Source organism: Streptosporangium sp. NPDC000563, from assembly GCF_040299985.1.
Taxonomy (GTDB): Bacteria; Actinomycetota; Actinomycetes; order Streptosporangiales; family Streptosporangiaceae; genus Streptosporangium.
In genome coordinates this window covers 19,525-38,531 of the sequence record NZ_JBEPDA010000024.1, presented here as the reverse complement: position 1 = coordinate 38,531, position 19,007 = coordinate 19,525, and the positions used below count along the sequence as shown (strand labels likewise).

Genomic DNA, 19,007 nt, shown 5'->3' with positions numbered 1-19,007 from the left:
GGCCCGCCGTCCTCGCGAGGCGCGGGGACGCCTCTCCGGTTCGTCCCGCGCGGGGCTCGCGGATGTTCGTCCGCGGGCCCCTCAGCTGACAGAGTGGCCCCACGGGTCCGCTGGGGCCCGCTTGAGCCACTGGGGCCGCTTGAGTCACTGGGGCAGCCGGGGCCGCTGGGGCCACGACCCTCACGCCCGAACGGGGGCGGTCCGCGCTGGAAGGATTCGGATGACCGGTCAGGGGATGGCGGGCGACGGTGAGATCGGTGGCAGCGGTGGCAGCGGTGAGAACGGTGAGAACACGGCCGGGGCGGTGGCCCGGTGGGTGACCGGGCTGTTCGCGCCGCAGGTGCTGGTCATCGGGCTGCCTCCGCTCGTCGGGCTGATGGCGGACGGCTGGCCCGGTGCGGTCTGGGGCCTGGTGGCCTCGGCCCTGTGCGGCGGGATCCCGGCCCTGGTGATCCTGAACGGGGTCCGTTCCGGACGCCTCGACTCCCACCACCTGGTCGACCGGTCGAGCCGTACGGTTCCGCTGCTGGTCGCGGTCGCCTCGGTGGTCGTCGCGCTGACGCTGCTGATCCTGCTGGGTGCCCCCCGGCTTCTGGTGGCCACGGTGACCGCGATGCTGGCCGCGCTCGCGGTGACGGTCCCGATCACCTTCCGGTGGAAGATCTCCTTCCACGCGGCCGTGTCGGCGGGCACCGTGGTGGTGCTGGCCCATGTGCTGCCCGCCGCGCCCACGCTGGTCGCGGGCGCGCTCGTCGTGGCGACGGTGTGCTGGGCGCGCGTCAGGCTCACCCACCACACACCCGCCCAGGTCGCCGCGGGGACCGCCGTCGGGGCGGGGACGGCGTGGGCGGCCCTGAGCGCCTTCGGCGTCTGAGCGGGACCGCCCCCTACGTGGGTGGCGGGGGAGAAGGAGCCCTCAGAGGATCGGCGTCGCCGACGGCCGCTCGCGGGGCGCCGGGCGGCAGGGGCGTGGGAGCCTTCACAGGAGGCTCTTGAGGAACTCCCGCGTCCGGGTGCCCGGGGAGTACTCGGCGGCGACGAAGTCGGTGACCCCGGCCTTGGCGAGCGCCTCGATCCGCGCCGACACCTCGTCCTCGTCTCCGACGATCGCCACATCCGCGGGCCCTGCGGCGCCCTCCCTGTCGAGCATCGCCCGGTAGGACGGCAGCTGGCCGTAGATCTCGAATCGCTCGGCGGCCAGTGCCCTCGCCGCCTCGGCGTCGTCGGTGACACAGACGGGCAGCGCGCACACGATCCTCGGCTCGGGGCGCCCCGCGGCCCGCGCGGCCTCGGTGACGGCGGGGGCGACGTGCTCGGCCACCGTCTTGGCGCCGGTCATCCACAGCACGGTGCCGTCCGCCACCTCCCCGGCCAGCCTGAGCATCCTCGGGGCCAGGGCGGCGATGAGCACGGGCATGTCCCTCGGCCCCGGCGTGTTCAGGCCCAGCCGTGCCGTGAGGGTCTCCCCCTCGAAGGAGACGTTCTCCCCGCGTACGAGCGGTATCAGGATCGACAGGTACTCGCGCATGTGGCGGGCGGGCCGCTCGAAGCTCATGCCGTAGATGCCCTCGATCACGATCTGGTGCGAGAGACCGATACCGAGGGCGAGCCGCCCGGCGAGGGCGGCGTTGACGGTGAGCGCCTGCTGGGCGAGGACCGCCGGGTGGCGCGGGTAGGTCGGGACGACGGCGGTGCCGAGCTCGATCCCCGGCACCTGGCTTCCGGCCACGGCGAGCGCCGTCAGGGCGTCGAGGTCGAACGTCTGGGACATCCAGACGGAGGAGAAGCCGTCGTCGGCCCCGCGGGCGATGCTTTCCCGTACGTCACCGAGCGCGTCCGGCTTCTGGGAGCCGCTGAGGAACAGTCCGAATCGCATCGTTACCGAACTCCGTTCTAGGAAGTTTCGCCCAGTCTAGATCGCTCGCGGCGAACACACGGCGACCCGGGCACGGCGAGTCGGGGACGCACGGCGCGAGGCCGGGGAGGGCTCACGGGAGTTCGGTGAACCGCTCCACCTGCTCGATCTTGCCCGCGATGACGATGACGTCCCCGTACCCGAGTACGGTCCCCGCGTCGGCGTAGGTGAACTCGTCGTACTGGCCCTTCACGCACACCACGGTCACGCCGTACTTGCGCCGCAGGTTGGACTCGCCCAGGGGCACGCCGACGTACTCGCGGGGCGGACGGGTCTTGACCACCGCGTAGTCGCCGTCCACCTCCATGTAGTCGAGCATCCGCCCGTTGAGCAGGTGGGCCAGCCGCTCCCCCATGTCGTGCTCGGGAAGGATCACGTGATGGGCGCCGACACGCTCCAGGATGCGGCCGTGCTCGCGGCTGATCGCCTTGGCCCAGACGTCCTCGATCTCCAGCTCGACGAGCAGGGACGTGGTGAGGATGCTGGACTCCAGGTCGGTGCCGATCGCGACCACGGCCCGGTAGAAGTCGGGCACCCCCATCTGCCGCAGCGCCTCGATGTCGGTGGAGTCCGCGACGACGACGTGGGTGAGCTTTCCCGCCAGGCTCTGCACCACCTTGGGGCGGTTGTCGATCGCCAGCACCTCGGTGCCCCTGCGAAACAGCTCGACCGCGAGGGAGCTGCCGAAGCGGCCGAGCCCGACGACCACCACCGGGTCGTTCCTTCTGTCAGCCAACGATCGTCCTCTTTCGGGAGTCCGCGGCCACGGGGGTCCGCCAATGCGAGGAGCCCGGAGGCGGACGACAGCCTCCAGGCTCCTCTATGCGTCTCACTGCGCGGGCCATCAGGCCCGAATTCGCCCGATTCTATCTCAGGGGAACTCCAGAAGGGTTTCCTCACCGCCCTCGGACTCCCCCGCGGATCCCGCGAGGGTGTCGAGAACCTGCTCGCCGTACTTGGCCAGCTTGTTCTCCCCCACCCCGCTCACCGTGCCCAGCTCGGCCAGGGACGAGGGCGCCCTGGTCGCGATCTCGCGCAGGGTCGCGTCGTGGAAGATCACGTACGCGGGCACGCCCTGCTCCTTCGCGGTGGCTCCGCGCCAGGCGCGGAGCAGCTCGAACACCGGGACCGCCTCCGGCGGCATCTCGACGGGCTCGGCCCGGCGCGAGCTGGAGGCCGCCGAGGACCGGGAGGCCTTGGCGGCGCGCGGCGCCCTCTCCGGCTCGCGCCGCAGTGGCACCTGGCGTCTGCGGCCCAGGACCTCCGCGCTCGCCTCGGTCAGCACCAGCGTGCCGTAGTCGCCCTCGACGGCGAGCAGTCCCTGCGCCAGCAGCTGGCGGACCACGCCGCGCCACTCGGCCTCGCTCAGCTCCGTGCCGATGCCGAACACCGTCAGCCCGTCGTGGTCGTGCTGGATGACCTTCGCCGTCTTTTTACCGAGGAGGATGTCGATGATCTGACCGGCGCCGAACTTCTGGCGGCGTTCGCGCATGAGCCGGAACACGGTCGACAGGACCTTCTGCGCGGCGACCGTGCCGTCCCACGACTCCGGGGGCGACAGGCAGGTGTCGCAGTTGCCGCAGGCGGTGCCCTCCTGGCCGAAGTAGGCGAGCAGCCGCACGCGGCGGCACTCGACCGCCTCGCACAGGGCGAGCATCGCCTCCAGGTGGGTGGCCAGGCGGCGCCGGTGGGCGTCGTCGCCCTCGGAGGTGTCGATCATCTTGCGCTGCTGCACGACGTCCTGGAGGCCGTAGGCGAGCCACGCGGTGGAGGGCAGGCCGTCGCGCCCGGCCCTGCCGGTCTCCTGGTAGTAGCCCTCGACGGACTTGGGCAGGTCGAGGTGGGCGACGAAGCGCACGTCGGGCTTGTCGATGCCCATGCCGAACGCGATCGTGGCGACCATGACGAGGCCGTCCTCGCGCAGGAAACGCGCCTGGTTGGCGGCGCGGACGCGGGCGTCGAGCCCCGCGTGGTAGGGCAGCGCCTCGATGCCGTTCTGCACCAGGTACTCGGCGATCTTCTCGACCGAGTTGCGCGACAGGCAGTAGACGATGCCCGCGTCGCCCGCGTGCTCGGTGCGCAACAGCTCCAGCAGCTGCCGCTTGGGCTCGTTCTTGGGGGCGATGCGGTACTGGATGTTGGGGCGGTCGAAGCTCGCCACGAAGTGGCGGGCCTCTTCCAGGTTCAGGCGGGAGGCGATCTCGGCGTGGGTGGCCTTGGTGGCCGTCGCGGTCAGCGCGATGCGCGGCACGTCGGGCCAGCGCTCGTGCAGCGCGGACAGGGCGAGGTAGTCGGGCCGGAAGTCGTGCCCCCACTGGGCCACACAGTGGGCCTCGTCGATCGCGAACAGCGAGATCACTCCGCTGTCGAGCAGCCGCAGCGTCGCGTCGACCCGCAGGCGCTCCGGCGCCAGGTAGAGCAGGTCCAGCTCTCCGGAGAGGAAGGCCGACTCGACGGCGCGGCGCTCCTCGAAGTCCTGGGTGGAGTTGAGGAACCCGGCCCGTACGCCGAGGGCGGTCAGGGCGTCGACCTGGTCCTGCATGAGCGCGATGAGCGGTGAGATCACCACTCCCGTGCCCTTCCGCACGAGGGCGGGGATCTGGTAGCACAGCGACTTGCCGCCACCGGTCGGCATGAGCACGAGGGCGTCGCCTCCGGAGACGACATGCTCGATGATCTCCTGCTGGCCCTCCCGGAACGAGTCGTAGCCGAAGACGCGCTGCAGGACCCGCGACGCGTCGCTCGCCTCGGGGCCGTTCTCGGGGGAAGCCATCGGGACAGTGTACGAGGATCTTCCCGCCGGTCGGCGACGAACAGGCCGCGAACGCGGACGTCGCCCGGCACCGCACCAGGCCATACCGGGCCATACGGAACCCGGGGCGTCTGGGTGGGGCGGGCCGTGTGCCGGTTCGGCGGTGACGGAGCGATCCAGCGGGGATGGACCGGTTCGGCAGAGCCAGGGAGCGGGGAAAGGTGCCGCCGGGAGGGTCGGTCCTCCCGGCGGCACCGGCTTGTTTCCCTGCCGTCTTATTTCGGCTGCTTTGTCTCGGCCTTCCTCCGGGTCTCCCGCGGGATCACGGGTTGACGTTGATCGTGAAGGTCGACGTCGTGTTCTTGATGTTCTGGAAGTTGTCGCTCATCCGGAGGTTGTTGAACGTGGCCGAGCCGACCGCCGGCCCCTGGCCCGGCTCGGGCATCTCGTTCGCCCAGACGGCCCAGCCGGACTTGGCGTCGAAGGCGTCGCCGCTCTTCCTGGCACCGGTGATCGAGATGTTCGTGAAGATCGTGTCGGTGACCGGGTTCTGCGGCTGGCCGCCGACGTAGTTGGTCTGGAACATGATGCCGCCGTAGGTCGGGTCCACGATGTCCACGTTGCTCACGCGGATGCCCTGGAAGACCTTGGAGGCGGAGAAGACCCAGATCGCCGGGAAGACCTGCTGCCCCCAGAAGTGACCGCCGGCCCGGACGATCGAGATGTTCTCGAACCTGGTGGGCGGGCTGGCGCCGAAGCCGTTCATCGGGTAGCCGAAGTCCAGCGAGCTGATCGTGATGCCGGAGTAGACGAGCGTGTCGGCGATGTAGATGTTCCTGAAGACGTTGTCGTACCCGCCGTAGACCGCGACGCCCGCGGCCCGCCAGGTCAGGATCGACGTCAGGTTCTCGTAGACGTTGCCGCGCATGTCGGCGCCGCCGGCGTCGATGGCGGAGAACAGCGCGAAGCTGTCGTCTCCGGTGGCGCGGGCCTCGTTGTTGCTGACGAGGTTGTCGGTGCTGCCGTTGGTCATGTTGATGCCGTCGGCGAACATGTTGCGGATGCGGGAGTTCTTGATCGTCACCCGGTCGGTGTTGGCGCCCCAGTAGAGGCAGACCATGTGCTCGTTCCAGATGTTGTCGATCACCACGTCGGCGACGTTGGCGAAGTCGAACACCTTGCCCGGCCCGTCGATGCGGGAGGTGTAGTTGCCGAAGTAGGCGAAGTTCGCGAAGGACGAGCCGTTCGCGCTGGCCTCGGCGCGGAAGCCGATGTCGGTGTTGTCCTGGTTGCCGGGCGCCCGGAACTGGGTGTACCAGGGACCGGCGCCGACGACCTTGACGGCCTTGCCGTAGACCTGGAACTTGCTCGCCGTCTGGTAGGTGCCCGCCGGGAGATAGACGCCGACCAGGGTGCCGGTGGTGTCCATCCGCACCCGGTCGAGGGCGTTCTGCACGTCCTGGTGGGTGAAGCCGGTGGGGGTCGTGTACCTGGCGGGGTCGGGGTTCGCGATCGGCGAGACCTGCTCGGTGTTGATGAAGTCGATCGCGTACGTCGTGGTGTTGGCGGGGTCCTTCTGCAGCCTGATCTTGCTGCCTGCCGGGACGGTGGTCCCCAGCATGACGTTGGCCTCGTCGTAGATGTGCCGCGGCCCGCCGGAGCCCGGCGAGTTGCCGGGGCCGGCCTCGGGACCGTACAGCCAGGCGTACTTGGACGTCAGGTTGATCGGCTTGAGGAAGGTGCCGTTGACGTAGATGTTCAGCGTCGAGTCGATGCCGCCGCCGCCCGGGGCGTCGGGGATGGAGAAACGGGTGACCAGGGTGTTGGTGCTCGCCTTGGTGGTGAACTCGACGTAGCTGCCCGTGCTGTTCAGCGTCACGGCCCTGCGGCCCGACGCCTCACCCGCCACGTCGCCGATGGTGCGGTTGGGACCGACCACCGCGGCCCCGCCGCCGACGACGGCGTCCTCGGCCTCGTACATCTCGTACGGCATGTTGGCGCCACGACCGACGAAGAGCGGCTGGACGGTGGTGTTGTTCGCCCGCTTGACCGGCAGCTCGTTGGCGTCGTCGGCGAGGACGGTCCTGACGGTGTACTTGCCGTTCGCCGCCGTCCAGGTGCCCAGGTTCACCGGGCTCGTGGTGGCACCCGGCGCGATCACGCCGCTGTGGGAGCCGGTCAGGGTACGGACGACGGTGCCCGCCTCGTTGAGCACGGTGAGGGTGATGCCGTGGGCGCCGCTCGCGGAGGCGAGTGTGCCCTGGTTCTTGATCGCCACCGAGAAGGTGACGACACTGCCTCCGGCCGGGTTGCCGGGGGTCCAGCCGGTCGTGGCGACCAGGTCGGAGGTGTCGACCGGCCTGACCACGAGCGGGGCGGAGCTCGTGAAGGTGTTGTTCGACTCGTTCTGCTCGATGACGGTGTCGTCCTCGTCGACCTTGGCGCTCAGCGGGTAGCTGCCCGCGTCGCGGGGACCGGCGGCGGCCGACACCGTGACGGACGCTCCGGCGGCCAGCCCGGCGACCGAGGCGGTGCCGACCTTGGTGGTGCCCAGGTAGAAGTTGACGTTCGTCGCGCCGGAGGCAGCGGAGCCGCCGTTGCGCACCGTGGCCGAGAGCGTGACGGAGTCGGTCTCGACGGGGGACGTGGGGGACGCGGTCACACCGGTGATCGTCAGGTCCGGGTTCGGCGCCGGGGTGCCGATGACCTGGAACTCGGCGACCTGCCCGGCGGGGGCGCCGGTGTTCGAGGTGAACCTGAGCTGGACGTCGGCGTAGGCGCCGCTGACCGGGATCGTCACCGTGTTACCCGAGGCGGGGTCGAAGGTGTGGTTCGCCGCCGCGGCCAGGGTGGTGAAGGTGGTCGAGCCCTGTCCTCGCCCGAGAACCTGGATGTTCTGCGTGCGCGTCGCCCAGACGCTGTCGGGGTTCAGCTTCACCACGACCGAGCTGAGGGTGGCGTTCGCGCCGAGGCTCACGGTCAGCGTGTTGGGGTAGCTGCCGCCGTTGCCCTCCCAGTAGGTCGCCGTGTCGTTGTCGTTGGCGTTGGCGGCCACGAAGGTGAAGACCGAGGAGGAGGCGGTGATCGCCTTGCCGACGGCAAGGTTCGACCCCGGCGGGGTGCTGCCCGCACGGGTGACGGTGTTGCTGTTTCCCGACTGGTTGCCCGCGGCGTCCTTGGCCTTGACGTGGTAGGAGACCGTCGCGGTGGCCGGCTGGGTGTCGGTGTAGGTCAGCACGTTGCCCGCGACGCTGGCGCGCAGGGCGTTGTTGGCGTAGACGTCGTATCCGGTCACGCCGACGTTGTCGGACGAGGCGTTCCAGGTCAGCCTGATCTGGCCCGAGCCCGGCTCGGTGTAGGCCAGGTTCGACGGCGTGCTCGGCGGTGTCGTGTCACCGCCGGAGCCGGGCCCGTACACCTCGAACTCGGAGAGCTGACCGGCGGGCCAGCCCGTGTTCGCGGTGATGTTCAGCCGGAGGTAGCGGGCGCTGGTCGTGGCGAAGTCGATCGTCACCGTGTTGCCGGTCGCCGGGTCGAAGGTGCGGCCGGCGGAACCGGCGACGGTCGTGGTGGGCGTGGCGCTCGTGCCCGCCAGCACCGACAGGGTCTGCGTCCTGGTGTTCCAGGCCGCCGCGGGCGGCAGCTTCAGGACGACCTGGTTGACGCTGGTCACGGCTCCGAGGTCCACCTGAACCCACTGCGGGAAGGTGTTGTTGCTGCTCTCCCAGTAGGTGGTGGCGTTGCCGTCGGTGACGTTGCCCGCGCCGTAGGGGGCGTTGACACTGCTGGAGGAGGCCGCCTTCCCCACCGCCAGGTTGGGGCCGGCCGCCGCCGAGGCCGGTGCGGTGACCGCCCCGGCCAGAGCGAGCAGGCTGGTCGCGGCCGTCGCCGCCATCAGCCGTAACGCCAGGTAGTGCTTTCTCATCGCGTTCCTCTATCTCTCGTCTGGGACGACAGGGTCGGGAGGGAGGCCGCGGCCTCCGCCACGCGACGCGCTCGGCACCCGGGGGTGCCTCGCCCACAAGGCGCCGATACCCGGTCCTCTTGTTCCGGGTCCTCGGAATCCGGCGGGCCGGCCGGATGATCTGTGCCGGCCGAGCCGTGAGCCGTGCCTCGTTCGTCGCTGGGGGGTGCTGGTCGCCGTTACGCCGGAGTCCTTCCTGCGGAGGTGGCCGGCGGGACGAGCGACGGTGAACGTCGGATCTTTCTGTGGGTTCCGGACGGGAGGTGTCCGGGATCGCGGGCCCTGACCGGTCGCGGCCCGGGGCGCTCCGCCGGGCGCGGGCCACGGCACCCTGCCGTCAACGGCCGTCGACTGCCGTCGACTGCCGTTCAGGTCGGCGCGAGGGCGATGAGTGTCGCAACCGGCTGCCAGGGCGGCGACCGGCCGCGCGATGCCGAGGACGACGTCACCTGGGACCTCTCCGAAGGGGTGGGAGAGATGCGCCGAAGCAGCACATCACTGCCGCAAGTTGCGGAGAATAGAGAGAATTTAACGGTACTTTGCAATATTTTTGCACTGCGCTGGCCAAAGGTTACATACGCGCTACGGCCGCGTCAACGGGTCGAGAAGGCCGGTTCACCTTGCCCCGGACCCTTCTGTGCTGCCCGGCCGGCCACCTGTCCCGGACGCCGAAGAGGACCGCCCACGCTGGGGGCGGTGAGAGCACCGCGAAGGCATAGGGTGGCCCACTGGAGTGGTCAGTCGGGCTGAAAGACATCCCGGGTCGTGACCGTGTCGAGTCGTGGCGATTCAAGGACGAGGCGACCGGGCGGTCGCCTCCTCGCGGAGCTGCCGGTTTCGAGGCGGCCGTGGAGGATGCCGACGAGCCGGTGGGCGAGCTGTCGCAGTACGGTCTCGCGGGCCGCTCCGTAAACTCTGATCCTGCCGCGGAGCACTGCCTTTCGGCGGGGCCCAAGGCCACAGGACACAGAGGTGCCCACCCGTCAGACGGCTGCCGACCAGCGAGTCCGCCTACGGCGACCCGCTACGACCGATGAGGACACACGTGCCGGCGATTCGGCGAATCACCACGCGAAATGCTCGGTTCCAGCAGTGGGAGTCCCTGCTCACCAACCGCAACAAGCGGACCCGGGCCCGCGAATTCCTGGTCCAGGGGGTCCGTCCGATCTCGCTCGCGGTGAAACACGGCTGGCCCGTGCACGCGCTCATCCACAACGGGCAGCGCGACCCGTCGAAGTGGCTGGAGGAACTGCTGCGCACGGTGCGGGTCGAGCGGATCGCGATGGATCCCGAGATGCTGGCGGATCTGGGCGAGAAGAACGAGGCACCGCCCGAGGCCGTCGCCGTCGTGGGAATGCCCGCCGACGACCTCGGCCGCATCGCGGTCGGGGACGACTTCCTGGGCGTCGTGTTCGACCGCCCGACGAGCCCCGGCAACATCGGCAGCATCATCCGCTCGGCCGACGCCCTGGGCGCGCACGGGCTGATCGTGACGGGTCACGCGGCCGACGTGTACGACCCGAAATCGGTCAGGGCGAGCACGGGCTCGTTGTTCTCCCTGCCCGCCGTCCGGGTGCCCGCGCCGAGCGACGTGCTCGGCTGGGTGGCCGCGCAGCGTGACCGCGGTAAGCCGATCGTCGTGGTGGGCACCGACGAGCACGGCGACCGCGACGTCTTCGACTTCGACTTCACCCAGCCGACGCTCCTGCTGGTCGGCAACGAGACCAGCGGGCTCAGCGGCACATGGCGCGAGGCGTGCGACGCGATGGTGAGCATCCCCATGGCCGGGGCGGCGAGCTCGCTGAACGCCGCGAACGCGGCCACCGCGATCCTCTACGAGGCGTCCCGGCAGCGGATCACCGCTGCGAGGACCGGCCGGCGGCGGTGAGGTCGGCGGCGGCGAAGAAGGCGACCGCTCTGGTACCGATCCGCATCAGCTGACGGGGGCGGACACCCGCCCCCACGGGCACGCGACGGCCACGGACGGCCACGGCGACCACCGTGTGCGGCGGCAGGACCTCTCCCAGCGCCGCCGTCATCGCCGGCAGATTCTTGTCCTGACGGCCTCCCTGCCAGTTGGTCTGCTCGTCGTAGGGCGGATCGGTGATCACGATGTCCGGCTCGTGACCGTCGATCGCCGCGGCCAGCTGGGCGGGATCGAAGACGTCGGCCCGCCGGAGCCGGTGAGGCACCGGGCCGCCGCCCGCGGCCAGCCGGCGGGCGAGCCGCTCCGCCGCCTCGGCGGCCTGCGCGTAGCCGGGTTTGCCGAAGCGTTCCGCCCGGTCCGCCAGTTCCGCCGCCCTGCTTCGCAGCCCGGTCTCGGTCAGCAGGCCCAGGTTGGCCCGTGCCGTACCGAGTGCGTCCTCGGAGAGGTCGGAGGCGAGCAGCGCCTTGACGCGCGGGCGCTGGAGGAGGGCCAGCACGGTGAGCAGGTAGCCGCTCCCGCAGCAGGGGTCCCACACCACGGCCGGATCCGCGCCACCACGCAGAGCCAGGGCTCGCTGGAAGATCTCGGCGGCGAGCCGTACCGGGAAGGCGGGCATGCCGGGGGCGGAGTGGAGAACGGAGCCGCCGGCGAGGTCGCTGTGATCCACCCGTGTCGTCTCGTACAGGTATGCCAATCCGCCCGTCCTTGTCGTCGAGGCCCTCAGGTTATCCCTGCCGCGCCTTGATCCAGCGGAGGGGAGAACAGCCCGCACGCCCGTTTTCGGCCGTTCCCGCCACTTGGGGCACGAACGGAGGAGCTCGGGGCGCCCACCTGATCGCATGAGGGTCCGGAAGGCCGGAGGCCCGCCCGGGCCATCTCGATCACGGCCCGCCGCGCGGGCCCTTCCTGGACAGAGGAAAGCCCCTCGGCTGGTGTCAGCCGAGGGGCTCTGACCTGCTTCTTGCTAGTGTGGGCGATACTGGGATCGAACCAGTGACCTCTTCGGTGTGAACGAAGCGCTCTCCCGCTGAGCTAATCGCCCGCCCTGTGCGGCCCCTCACGGTGCCGACGTGGAAAACCATACAGCAATCCGGGAGCACTCGCGAAGCGGTGTTCGCCACTAGAATGATCTTGAAAGACGACACGGTCGGGAGGCAAAGGTCTGAGGATGCATCCGGCGGGGGGCTACGGTGTCATAGCATCGTCCTGATCCGTAGAAGCACCGAACGACCCGCGCTCGACCCGAATCACCCGAGACGCCCCGCCGGGGAGTCGACGGTGACCAAAACGAGACGCAAAACCCTTGCAAATACGGCCCTGTTGGTGATGTTTAGCCAGGTAGATGCCCAAATGTCGCGCTGTGATGTGTGTTACAGAAGGGCGTGGAGGCGGAATCTTTCCTACAGGTTTCTTTGTTCCGCGTGGTAGCTCGCGAGGGACGAAGCCGTTCGTAGCAGTGAGAGCAGTGAAAGCCCCGCAGAGGGGACCGACGACGAAAAAGGTTTGGCTGACGATGAACAGCTCCACCGTCTCTGCCGAGCTAGGCCTTCGGCTTGTGGTCCCCGACCGTACCACCGTCCCCCTGCTCGCCGGACTCAGCTATACGGCCGGTGATCCGTACGCGATCAGGATGGCCTTCCACGTGGGCAACGACGAGCCCGTCGAGTGGATCTTCGCTCGCGAGCTGCTGACGGTCGGCATCGTGCGGCGGGTCGGCGACGGGGACGTCCAGGTGTGGCCGGCGCGCGCCGACGGCGAGCGCACGTTGCACATAAGCCTCACCTCGCCGTTCGGCCAGGCTCTGTTCGAGGTGCCGCTGGCCCCGCTCACGGAGTTCCTGCACCGGACCTACGAGCTGGTCCCCGCCGGTCGCGAGACCGACTTCATGGACCTCGACGCCGAGCTCAGCAACATGCTCTGGAGTTCCTGACCCGCGCCCCGCAGGGGGCTGCCCGGCTGTCGGAATCGTCCGCGGCGCTCCGCCCCCAGGCCGGGGAGCACGTCAGGTTCCGGATCTGAGCAGGTCCCGCATCCGGGCGATCTCGATGCCCTGGCCGGCCACGACGTCCTTGGCGGTGGCCAGCATGGCCCGGTCGGCGCCCTCGCGCAGCTGGAGCCCGGCCATCGTGACCGCCGCCTCGTGATGAGTGATCATGAGGGTGAGGAAGAGCGTGTCGAAGACCGGCCCTCTGGCCGCCCTGAGCCGGTTCATCTCCTCCAGCGGGAGAGTGTGCGCGTCGTGGCCGCCGTGTTCGCCCGGAGTCCTTCCCACCGTCTTCAGCCATGAGGTCATGGCCGCGATCTCGGGCCGCTGCGCGGCGGTGATCCGCTCGGCGAGCCTTCGCAGGGAGGGGGACGACGACCTGGAGGGCACCAGCTCCGCCATCTCCAGCGCCTGCCGGTGGTGCGGGATCATGCCCTCGGCGAACCTCACGTCGGCCGCGGTGACGCGCGCCTCGGACTCCCCCAGCCTCTCGCCCGGTCTCGCCGTGCGACCGCTCTCCCCGGGGCCACCAGGAATGATCACGGGCGCGCCGGATTCGGCGACGAGCGGGGCAGGCCGCTCCGATCCGGTCTCCGCGCATCCACCGAGAACCGATGCCACCATGATCATGGCGATAACCTGACTCGGCACACGCATCCTCCGCATAGCTTCAATAATGGGGCAAGTGGACCGACATATTGGGGGCACCGTGCGACCGATCGTGGCATTCGGCCTGGCCGGGTTACTTCTCGTGGCCGGGTGCGGGGCGGACCCGACCCCCGCGGCCTCGCCGCCGTCCGCCGCCACCTCGGCCCCTCCGGCCACGCCGGAGGAGAGCCCGAGTTCCACGGGGCAGACGACCTCCGCTCCCGGCGTCTCCGGTGACGGCATCCACAGCGACAACATCACGCATGTGGCCAACGTGCCTCCCGGCGCCCCGCTCGACGGGCCCCAGGCATGGGGGACCGACCTGGCCTTCCAGGGGGACTACGCGTTCGTCGGCAACTTCGAGGGCTTCACCGTCTTCGACATCTCCGAGCCGTCGAGCCCCTCGGTGGTCAGCCGGGTGCTCTGCCCCGGTGAGCAGAACGACATCTCGGTGAGCGGGGACCTGCTGTTCCTCTCGATCGACTCCGTCCGGGCCGGCACCGAGTGCGACGCCCAGCGCGGAGAGCCGGAGTCCGACGGGTTCGAGGGCATCCGGATCTTCGACATCTCGGACAAGAGCCACCCGAGGTTCGTCTCGGCGGTCCGTACCGACTGCGGTTCCCACACGCACACCCTCGTGCCCGGCAAGAGCTCGGACAAGGTCTACCTCTACATCTCCTCCCCCGGCCCGGAGCCGGAGTCGACGACCTGCCCCGCGCCGCACAACAAGCTCTCCGTGGTGGAGGTGCCCGTCAAGGCTCCGGAGACCGCCAAGGTGGTCTCGAAGCCGGTGCTCTCCGGTCAGCTCCCCGAGGACGGGATCGGCGGCTGCCACGACCTCACGGCCTACCCCGAGAAGGACCTCGCCGCCGCCGCCTGCTTCGGTGACGGGTTCCTGCTGGACATCGCCGACCGGGTCAATCCCAAGGTGCTCCAGCGCGTGAGCGACAAGCAGAACTTCTCCATCTGGCACTCGGCGACGTTCAACAACGACGCCACCAAGATCGTATTCGGGGACGAGCTGGGCGGCGGCGTCAGCGCGACCTGTGACTCCAACACCCCGAAGACCAAGGGCGCCAACGCGGTGTACGACCTCGGCAAGGACAGCAAGCTCACGCTCCGCGGCTACTTCAAGATCCCGAGGGAGCAGGCCGCCGACGAGAACTGCGTCGCGCACAACGGGTCGCTGCTACCGGTGCCGGGCAAGGACATCATGGTCCAGGCGTGGTACCAGGGCGGGGTGTCCGTCTGGGACTTCACCGACGCGGACAAGCCCCGGGAGATCGGCTTCTTCGAGCGGGGCCCGATCCCGGGGCTCGGCGGATCCTGGTCGGCGTACTACTACAACGGCCACATCTACTCGAGTGACATCACCAGGGGCCTGGACGTGCTCCGCATCGACGACCCGCTCACCGATCCGGCCTCCAAGGTCAGGATCAAGGAGCTGAACGCGCAGACCCAGGTGTCCTACTAGCCCCGTTTCCCCCCGCGCCACATCGTCGCGCCTCAGCGGCGATGTCCGATCGACGCGGTCCGATCGACGCGGCGGGTGAGCCCTCGCGTCGATCGGGGGGCGCGTGCGGGACACGGGATCGGCGGGCAACCGGACGACCGGCTCCGGGGAGCGTACGCTCACCGGAGCCGGGACCCGGGACCCAGGGGTCGCTCAGGGGTCGAGGTCGGCGGCGGAGCGCTCGGCGAAGACCCGCATGGCCTTGGCGGTGATCGGGCCGGGCGCGGCGGGCAGCACGGTCTGGTCGACCGCGCGGATCGGCTGGATGTCGCGGGTGGTGGAGGTGAGGAACGCCTCCTCGGCCTCGTACAGGGCCGAGAGCGGGACGTCCTCCTCGATGCCCCCGCACCACTCCAGGGCGAGCGCGCGGGTGACCCCCGCCAGGCAGCCCGAGGCGAGCGTGGGGGTGAGCAGCCTCCCGTCGCGTACGACGAAGACGTTGCTGCCGGTGCCCTCGCAGAGGTCGCCCGCGAGGTTCTCGAAGATCGCCTCGCCTCCGCCCCTGGCCTTGGCGTAGAACAGCGCCTTGGCGTTGTCGCCGTAGGAGGTGCTCTTCACCCCGGCGAGCGCGCCGCGCTCGTTGCGCGGCCAGGGCACGACGGTGACGTCGGCGGTGGCCGGGAACGGCTTCTGCTCGTCGACGATCACCACGGTCGTGCAGCCCTGGTCGCCCCGGTCGGAGCCGAGCGGTCCCGGGCCGCTGGTGTAGGTGACGCGGACGCGGCCGAGCTTCCAGGGCGGGGCCTCGGCCAGGCAGGCGCGGACCCCGTCGGCGATCGCCTCCACGTCGGGGTCGGGCAGATCCATCCGCCGCGCCGAGAGCGTGAGCCGGTCGAGGTGGCGAGTGAGCGCGAACGTGGTGCCGTTCACGCACTTGATGGTCTCGAACACCCCGTCACCGACCATCAAGCCGTGATCGAACACCGAGACGGTGGCCTGATCCGGAGCGACAAGTGCCCCGTTAAGCCATATAGGTACGTTCATCCGACTCCTTCTGAACCTGATGTTGATGCCAGCGCGATGAGCCGGGAGGCCTTCAACTCGGTCTCGTCCCATTCGCGTCGCGGGTCGCTCCCCCAGGTTATGCCCGCGCCCGTACCGAAACGGATCTCGTCGGACGACAACCAGAACGTGCGGATTCCCACGGCCAGGCAGGCCCGCCGCCGGTCGGCGTCGACCCAGCCCACGGTTCCACAGTAGGGCCCGCGCGGCTCGGGTTCGAGCTCATCGATGATCCTCAGAGCCGAGGATTTCGGGGCTCCGGTCACCGAGCCCGGCGGGAAGGTCGCGGAGAACAGGTCCGGCCACCCGTACTCCGGCGCGAGCCGCGCCCGGACCGTGGAGACCAGGTGTACGAGACCCGGGTGCTCCTCCACCTCGCACAGGGCGGGCACGCTCACCGAACCGACCACGGCGACCTTGCCCAGGTCGTTGCGGACGAGATCGACGATCATCACGTTCTCCGCGTAATCCTTCTCCAGCAGATCCCCCGCGGTGACCCCGGTTCCCTTGATCGGCCCGGACTCGACCACGTCGCCGTTCCTGGACAGGAAGAGCTCCGGGGAGGCCGACACGACGGCCAGTCCCGGCAGGCTCACCGTGGCGGCGTAGGGGGCGGGGTTGCCCTCCGCCAGCCGTACGGCCAGGGCGAGCGGGTCGGGCTCCTCCCCCGCCGGGAGCGGCGCGGTCAGCACCCGGCAGAGGTTGGCCTGGTAGACCTCGCCCCGCTCGATGTGGGCGCGGATGCGCCGCACGCCGTCCTCGTAGGCGGCCCGGTCCAGGGAGGTGCGCCACGACGACGGGTGCGGGCCCCGCCAGGGGCCGCGCGGCGCGGGCAGCGGTGCCCTGCGGACGTCGCCGAACCGGGCGCACGTCACCTTGCCCTCGTAGTCGACCACGACGGCCCACCATCCCTCGCCGTCCAGCGCGGCGAGATCGGTGGTGAGGTCCCGGAGACCGGTCGCCAGATATCCGGTGATATGCGCAAAAGAATCATGCACTTCCCTATTGTCCCGCCGCTCCGGCCAGCAGCCGTACCAGGGTGCGGGCGGCGGGCAGGGGGTTGGGCGGCAGGGCCGCGTAGACGGTCCTGCGCGGGGCGAGGTCGCCCAGGGAGCGGAGCACCAGATCGGGCGGCACGGCGGAGGCCGCGATGGAGGGCACGAGCGTGACGCCGAGCCCTGCCGCGACGAACCCGAACTTGCCCGTCCACTCACCGATCCTGACCGTGGCGCGAGGCGCGAACCCGGCGCGGGCGCAGGCCGCGACGAGCGCGGTGGCCCGGCCGGGCGAGGGCGCCTCGATCCAGGCCTCCTCCCGCAGCTCACGCAGGTCGACGATCTCCTCCGCCGCCAGCCGGTGGTCGCGGGGCAGCGCGACGAGCAGTTCGTCGCCGACCAGCTCGACCAGCTCCATCTCCTCCTCGCCCCCTTCACGGGGCGGCTCGGACAGGTGGTCGCTGATCACCGCGACGTCCAGGTCGCCCTCGCGCATGCGCCGCAGCAGGCTCCCGCTCGGCCCTTCGATCGGGACGAGCTCGACCCGGGGGAAGTCCTCCCGGAACGCGCGCAGGGCGCCCGGCACGAGCGCGACGTTCGCGGTGGCGAACGCCCCCACCCGCAGCCGCCCCCGGTAGCCGCCGTAGATCCCGGCCAGCTCCTCCTCCGCCCTGGTCAGCCGGTTCAGAACCACCTGGGCGTGGTGGTGCAGAGCCTCACCGGCGGGCGTGAGCCGCACCCCGCGCGAAAGCCGCTCGAACAGCGGGCCGCCCGCCCGGTTTTCGAGCGCGGCGATGCGGCGGGACACGGCGGACTGGGTGTAGTTGAGCCTGACGGCCGCCGCGGTGAACGATCCGGTGCGGGCCACGGTGTCCAGCAGGCGCAACGCCTCGACGTCGAACACATTCCTCCCTTGCATGGCTTACATGCAATCTAGTCATTTGTGGAATGCCTCGCCGGTTCGTAGCGTGGAGCGCATGATCTCCTTTCTCGGACTGGGGCGCATGGGCGCCCCGATGGCCCGGCGACTGGTGAAGGCCGGGTACGAGGTGACGACATGGAACCGCACTCCCCGCACGGTCGAGGGCGCCGCCTCGGCGGCGTCACCCGCCGAGGCCGTGGCCGGGGCGGAGCTGGTCGTCACGATGCTCAGCGACCCCACGGCGGTGCGGCGGGTCCTCACGGACGCGGCACCCGGACTGCGGGCCGGGACGGTGGTCGCGGAGATGTCGACGATCGGGCCCGAAGCGCTGGCCGGACTGCGCGACCTGCTTCCCGCGGGGGTGGGACTGGTCGACGCGCCGGTCCTGGGCAGCGTACGACCGGCCAAGCACGGCACTTTGACGGTGCTGGCCGGGGGGCTGCCCGAGGACCTGGCCCGCTGCCGGGAGGTGCTGGGAGTGTTCGGCTGGGTGCGTGAGGTCGGCGGCCCCGGCGCGGGCGCGGCGATGAAGATCGCCGTCATGAGCGCGCTGGTGCCCGCCCAGGTGCTGCTCGCCGAGACCCTCGCGTACGCGAGGGCGATCGGGGTGGACACCGCGGATCTGCTGGAGGTGCTCGGCCGCACGCCGCTGAGTGCCCTCGTCGAACGGGTCCGCCCGGCCGTCGAGGGCGGCCCGCATGAGACGCGCTACGCCCTCGGCCTGGCGGCCAAGGACGTGGGGCTGGCCGCGCACGGGACCCAGACACTCGCCGCCGCGGCCGGGAGGAGACTGGCGGACGCCGCCGCGGCCGGGCTCGCCGAGGCGGATCTCACGGCGATCTTCCCGCACGTCGCCGCGTCCGGTCCCACAGGGGCGGGCCGGACGGGCGACGCGGATCAGGCGGTGAAGGTGGAGCTAGGCGTGGAGGCGAGATCCATCGGGGCCACCGAAAACGTCGGGGAGGGAGAGCCGGGCCGTGTCGGCGTGCGGAAACTGAACCCGGCCACGGTGCCTCCCACCAACGGGCTCTACTCCCACGCCACCGAGGCCGCCGGCCTGCTGTTCGTCTCGGGGCAGGTGGCGCTGGACGAGGAGGGGAAGGTCGTCGGCGAGGGGGACATGACGCGTCAGTCCGAATACGTGATGGACCTGCTGTCACGCGTCCTCGCCGATCGGGGCTGCACGTTCGACGACGTGACCCACATCCGGAGCCATCTGACCGATATGTCGCTGTTGCGGGAGTACGCGGCCGTGCGCGAGCGCCACATCACCGGCGAACCCCCGGCCAGCACCACCGTGGAGGTCTCACGGCTGTTCCGGCCGGGGCTGCTCATCGAGGTGGAGGTGATCGCCGCCATCCCCGCGAGCCGGTGACGGCGGCCGC

The 19,007-nt window shown here is 70.4% G+C and carries 14 protein-coding genes and 1 tRNA gene; 5 read left to right on the top strand and 10 right to left on the bottom strand.

Annotated features, from left to right (window positions below; translation table 11 throughout):
- The first annotated feature begins 220 nt into the window (after positions 1-220).
- On the top strand, positions 221-874 hold the full coding sequence (locus tag ABT352_RS34125) for a phosphatase PAP2 family protein (RefSeq protein ID WP_350949136.1): 654 nt from the start codon (positions 221-223) through the stop codon (positions 872-874).
- A 105-nt stretch (positions 875-979) separates the two neighbouring features.
- On the opposite strand, the gene ABT352_RS34120 is transcribed toward ABT352_RS34125, so the two are convergent.
- From ABT352_RS34120 to ABT352_RS34105, 4 genes are all read right to left on the bottom strand, one after another.
- Positions 980-1,876 (bottom strand): LLM class F420-dependent oxidoreductase, encoded by an 897-nt coding sequence (locus ABT352_RS34120; protein ID WP_350949135.1) that lies wholly within the window; start codon positions 1,874-1,876, stop codon positions 980-982.
- A 112-nt stretch (positions 1,877-1,988) separates the two neighbouring features.
- On the bottom strand, positions 1,989-2,651 hold the full coding sequence (locus ABT352_RS34115; protein ID WP_350949134.1) for a potassium channel family protein: 663 nt from the start codon (positions 2,649-2,651) through the stop codon (positions 1,989-1,991).
- Between the two features lie 135 nt (positions 2,652-2,786).
- Positions 2,787-4,688 (bottom strand): DNA helicase RecQ, encoded by a 1,902-nt coding sequence (recQ, locus tag ABT352_RS34110; RefSeq protein WP_350949133.1) that lies wholly within the window; start codon positions 4,686-4,688, stop codon positions 2,787-2,789.
- Positions 4,689-4,989: 301 nt separating this feature from the next.
- The gene (locus tag ABT352_RS34105) at positions 4,990-8,592 is read right to left on the bottom strand and encodes a galactose-binding domain-containing protein (RefSeq protein WP_350949132.1); all 3,603 of its coding nucleotides are present in this window, start codon (positions 8,590-8,592) and stop codon (positions 4,990-4,992) included.
- 1,084 nt (positions 8,593-9,676) lie between these two features.
- On the opposite strand from ABT352_RS34105, the gene ABT352_RS34100 reads away from it, so the two are divergent.
- Positions 9,677-10,519 carry a TrmH family RNA methyltransferase gene (locus ABT352_RS34100; RefSeq protein WP_350949131.1) on the top strand — a complete coding sequence of 281 codons (843 nt, stop codon included), beginning with the start codon at positions 9,677-9,679 and terminating at the stop codon, positions 10,517-10,519.
- On the opposite strand, the gene ABT352_RS34095 is transcribed toward ABT352_RS34100, so the two are convergent.
- Together ABT352_RS34095 and ABT352_RS34090 are read right to left on the bottom strand one after the other, a co-directional pair.
- Positions 10,488-11,252 (bottom strand): rRNA methyltransferase, encoded by a 765-nt coding sequence (locus ABT352_RS34095; RefSeq protein WP_350949130.1) that lies wholly within the window; start codon positions 11,250-11,252, stop codon positions 10,488-10,490. The genes ABT352_RS34100 and ABT352_RS34095 overlap by 32 nt on opposite strands.
- 276 nt (positions 11,253-11,528) lie before the next feature.
- A tRNA-Val gene (locus tag ABT352_RS34090) sits at positions 11,529-11,600 on the bottom strand.
- Positions 11,601-12,071: 471 nt separating this feature from the next.
- On the opposite strand from ABT352_RS34090, the gene ABT352_RS34085 reads away from it, so the two are divergent.
- Positions 12,072-12,488: an SsgA family sporulation/cell division regulator gene (locus ABT352_RS34085; RefSeq protein ID WP_350949129.1), complete on the top strand. Its 417-nt coding sequence runs from the start codon at positions 12,072-12,074 to the stop codon at positions 12,486-12,488.
- Between the two features lie 72 nt (positions 12,489-12,560).
- Here ABT352_RS34085 and ABT352_RS34080 read toward each other — a convergent pair whose 3' ends face one another.
- The gene (locus ABT352_RS34080) at positions 12,561-13,166 is read right to left on the bottom strand and encodes a DUF305 domain-containing protein (RefSeq protein WP_350949128.1); all 606 of its coding nucleotides are present in this window, start codon (positions 13,164-13,166) and stop codon (positions 12,561-12,563) included.
- Between the two features lie 85 nt (positions 13,167-13,251).
- On the opposite strand from ABT352_RS34080, the gene ABT352_RS34075 reads away from it, so the two are divergent.
- The gene (locus ABT352_RS34075; RefSeq protein ID WP_350949127.1) at positions 13,252-14,664 is read left to right on the top strand and encodes an LVIVD repeat-containing protein; all 1,413 of its coding nucleotides are present in this window, start codon (positions 13,252-13,254) and stop codon (positions 14,662-14,664) included.
- 192 nt (positions 14,665-14,856) lie between these two features.
- Here the strand turns inward: ABT352_RS34075 and ABT352_RS34070 are convergent, their stop codons facing one another.
- The 3 genes from ABT352_RS34070 to ABT352_RS34060 are packed head-to-tail and all read right to left on the bottom strand — an operon-like array spanning position 14,857 to position 17,619.
- Positions 14,857-15,687 (bottom strand): aminotransferase class IV, encoded by an 831-nt coding sequence (locus tag ABT352_RS34070; RefSeq protein WP_350949126.1) that lies wholly within the window; start codon positions 15,685-15,687, stop codon positions 14,857-14,859.
- Complete coding sequence (locus tag ABT352_RS34065) at positions 15,684-16,703, bottom strand: chorismate-binding protein (RefSeq protein ID WP_350949125.1); 1,020 nt, start codon at positions 16,701-16,703, stop codon at positions 15,684-15,686. The genes ABT352_RS34070 and ABT352_RS34065 overlap by 4 nt, the downstream gene beginning before the upstream one ends.
- A gap of 4 nt (positions 16,704-16,707) precedes the next feature.
- Positions 16,708-17,619 (bottom strand): LysR family transcriptional regulator, encoded by a 912-nt coding sequence (locus ABT352_RS34060; RefSeq protein ID WP_350949124.1) that lies wholly within the window; start codon positions 17,617-17,619, stop codon positions 16,708-16,710.
- Between the two features lie 58 nt (positions 17,620-17,677).
- On the opposite strand from ABT352_RS34060, the gene ABT352_RS34055 reads away from it, so the two are divergent.
- Entirely contained in the window at positions 17,678-18,997 is a 1,320-nt protein-coding gene (locus tag ABT352_RS34055) for an NAD(P)-binding domain-containing protein (protein ID WP_350949123.1), read from the top strand.
- The last annotated feature ends 10 nt before the right edge of the window (positions 18,998-19,007 follow it).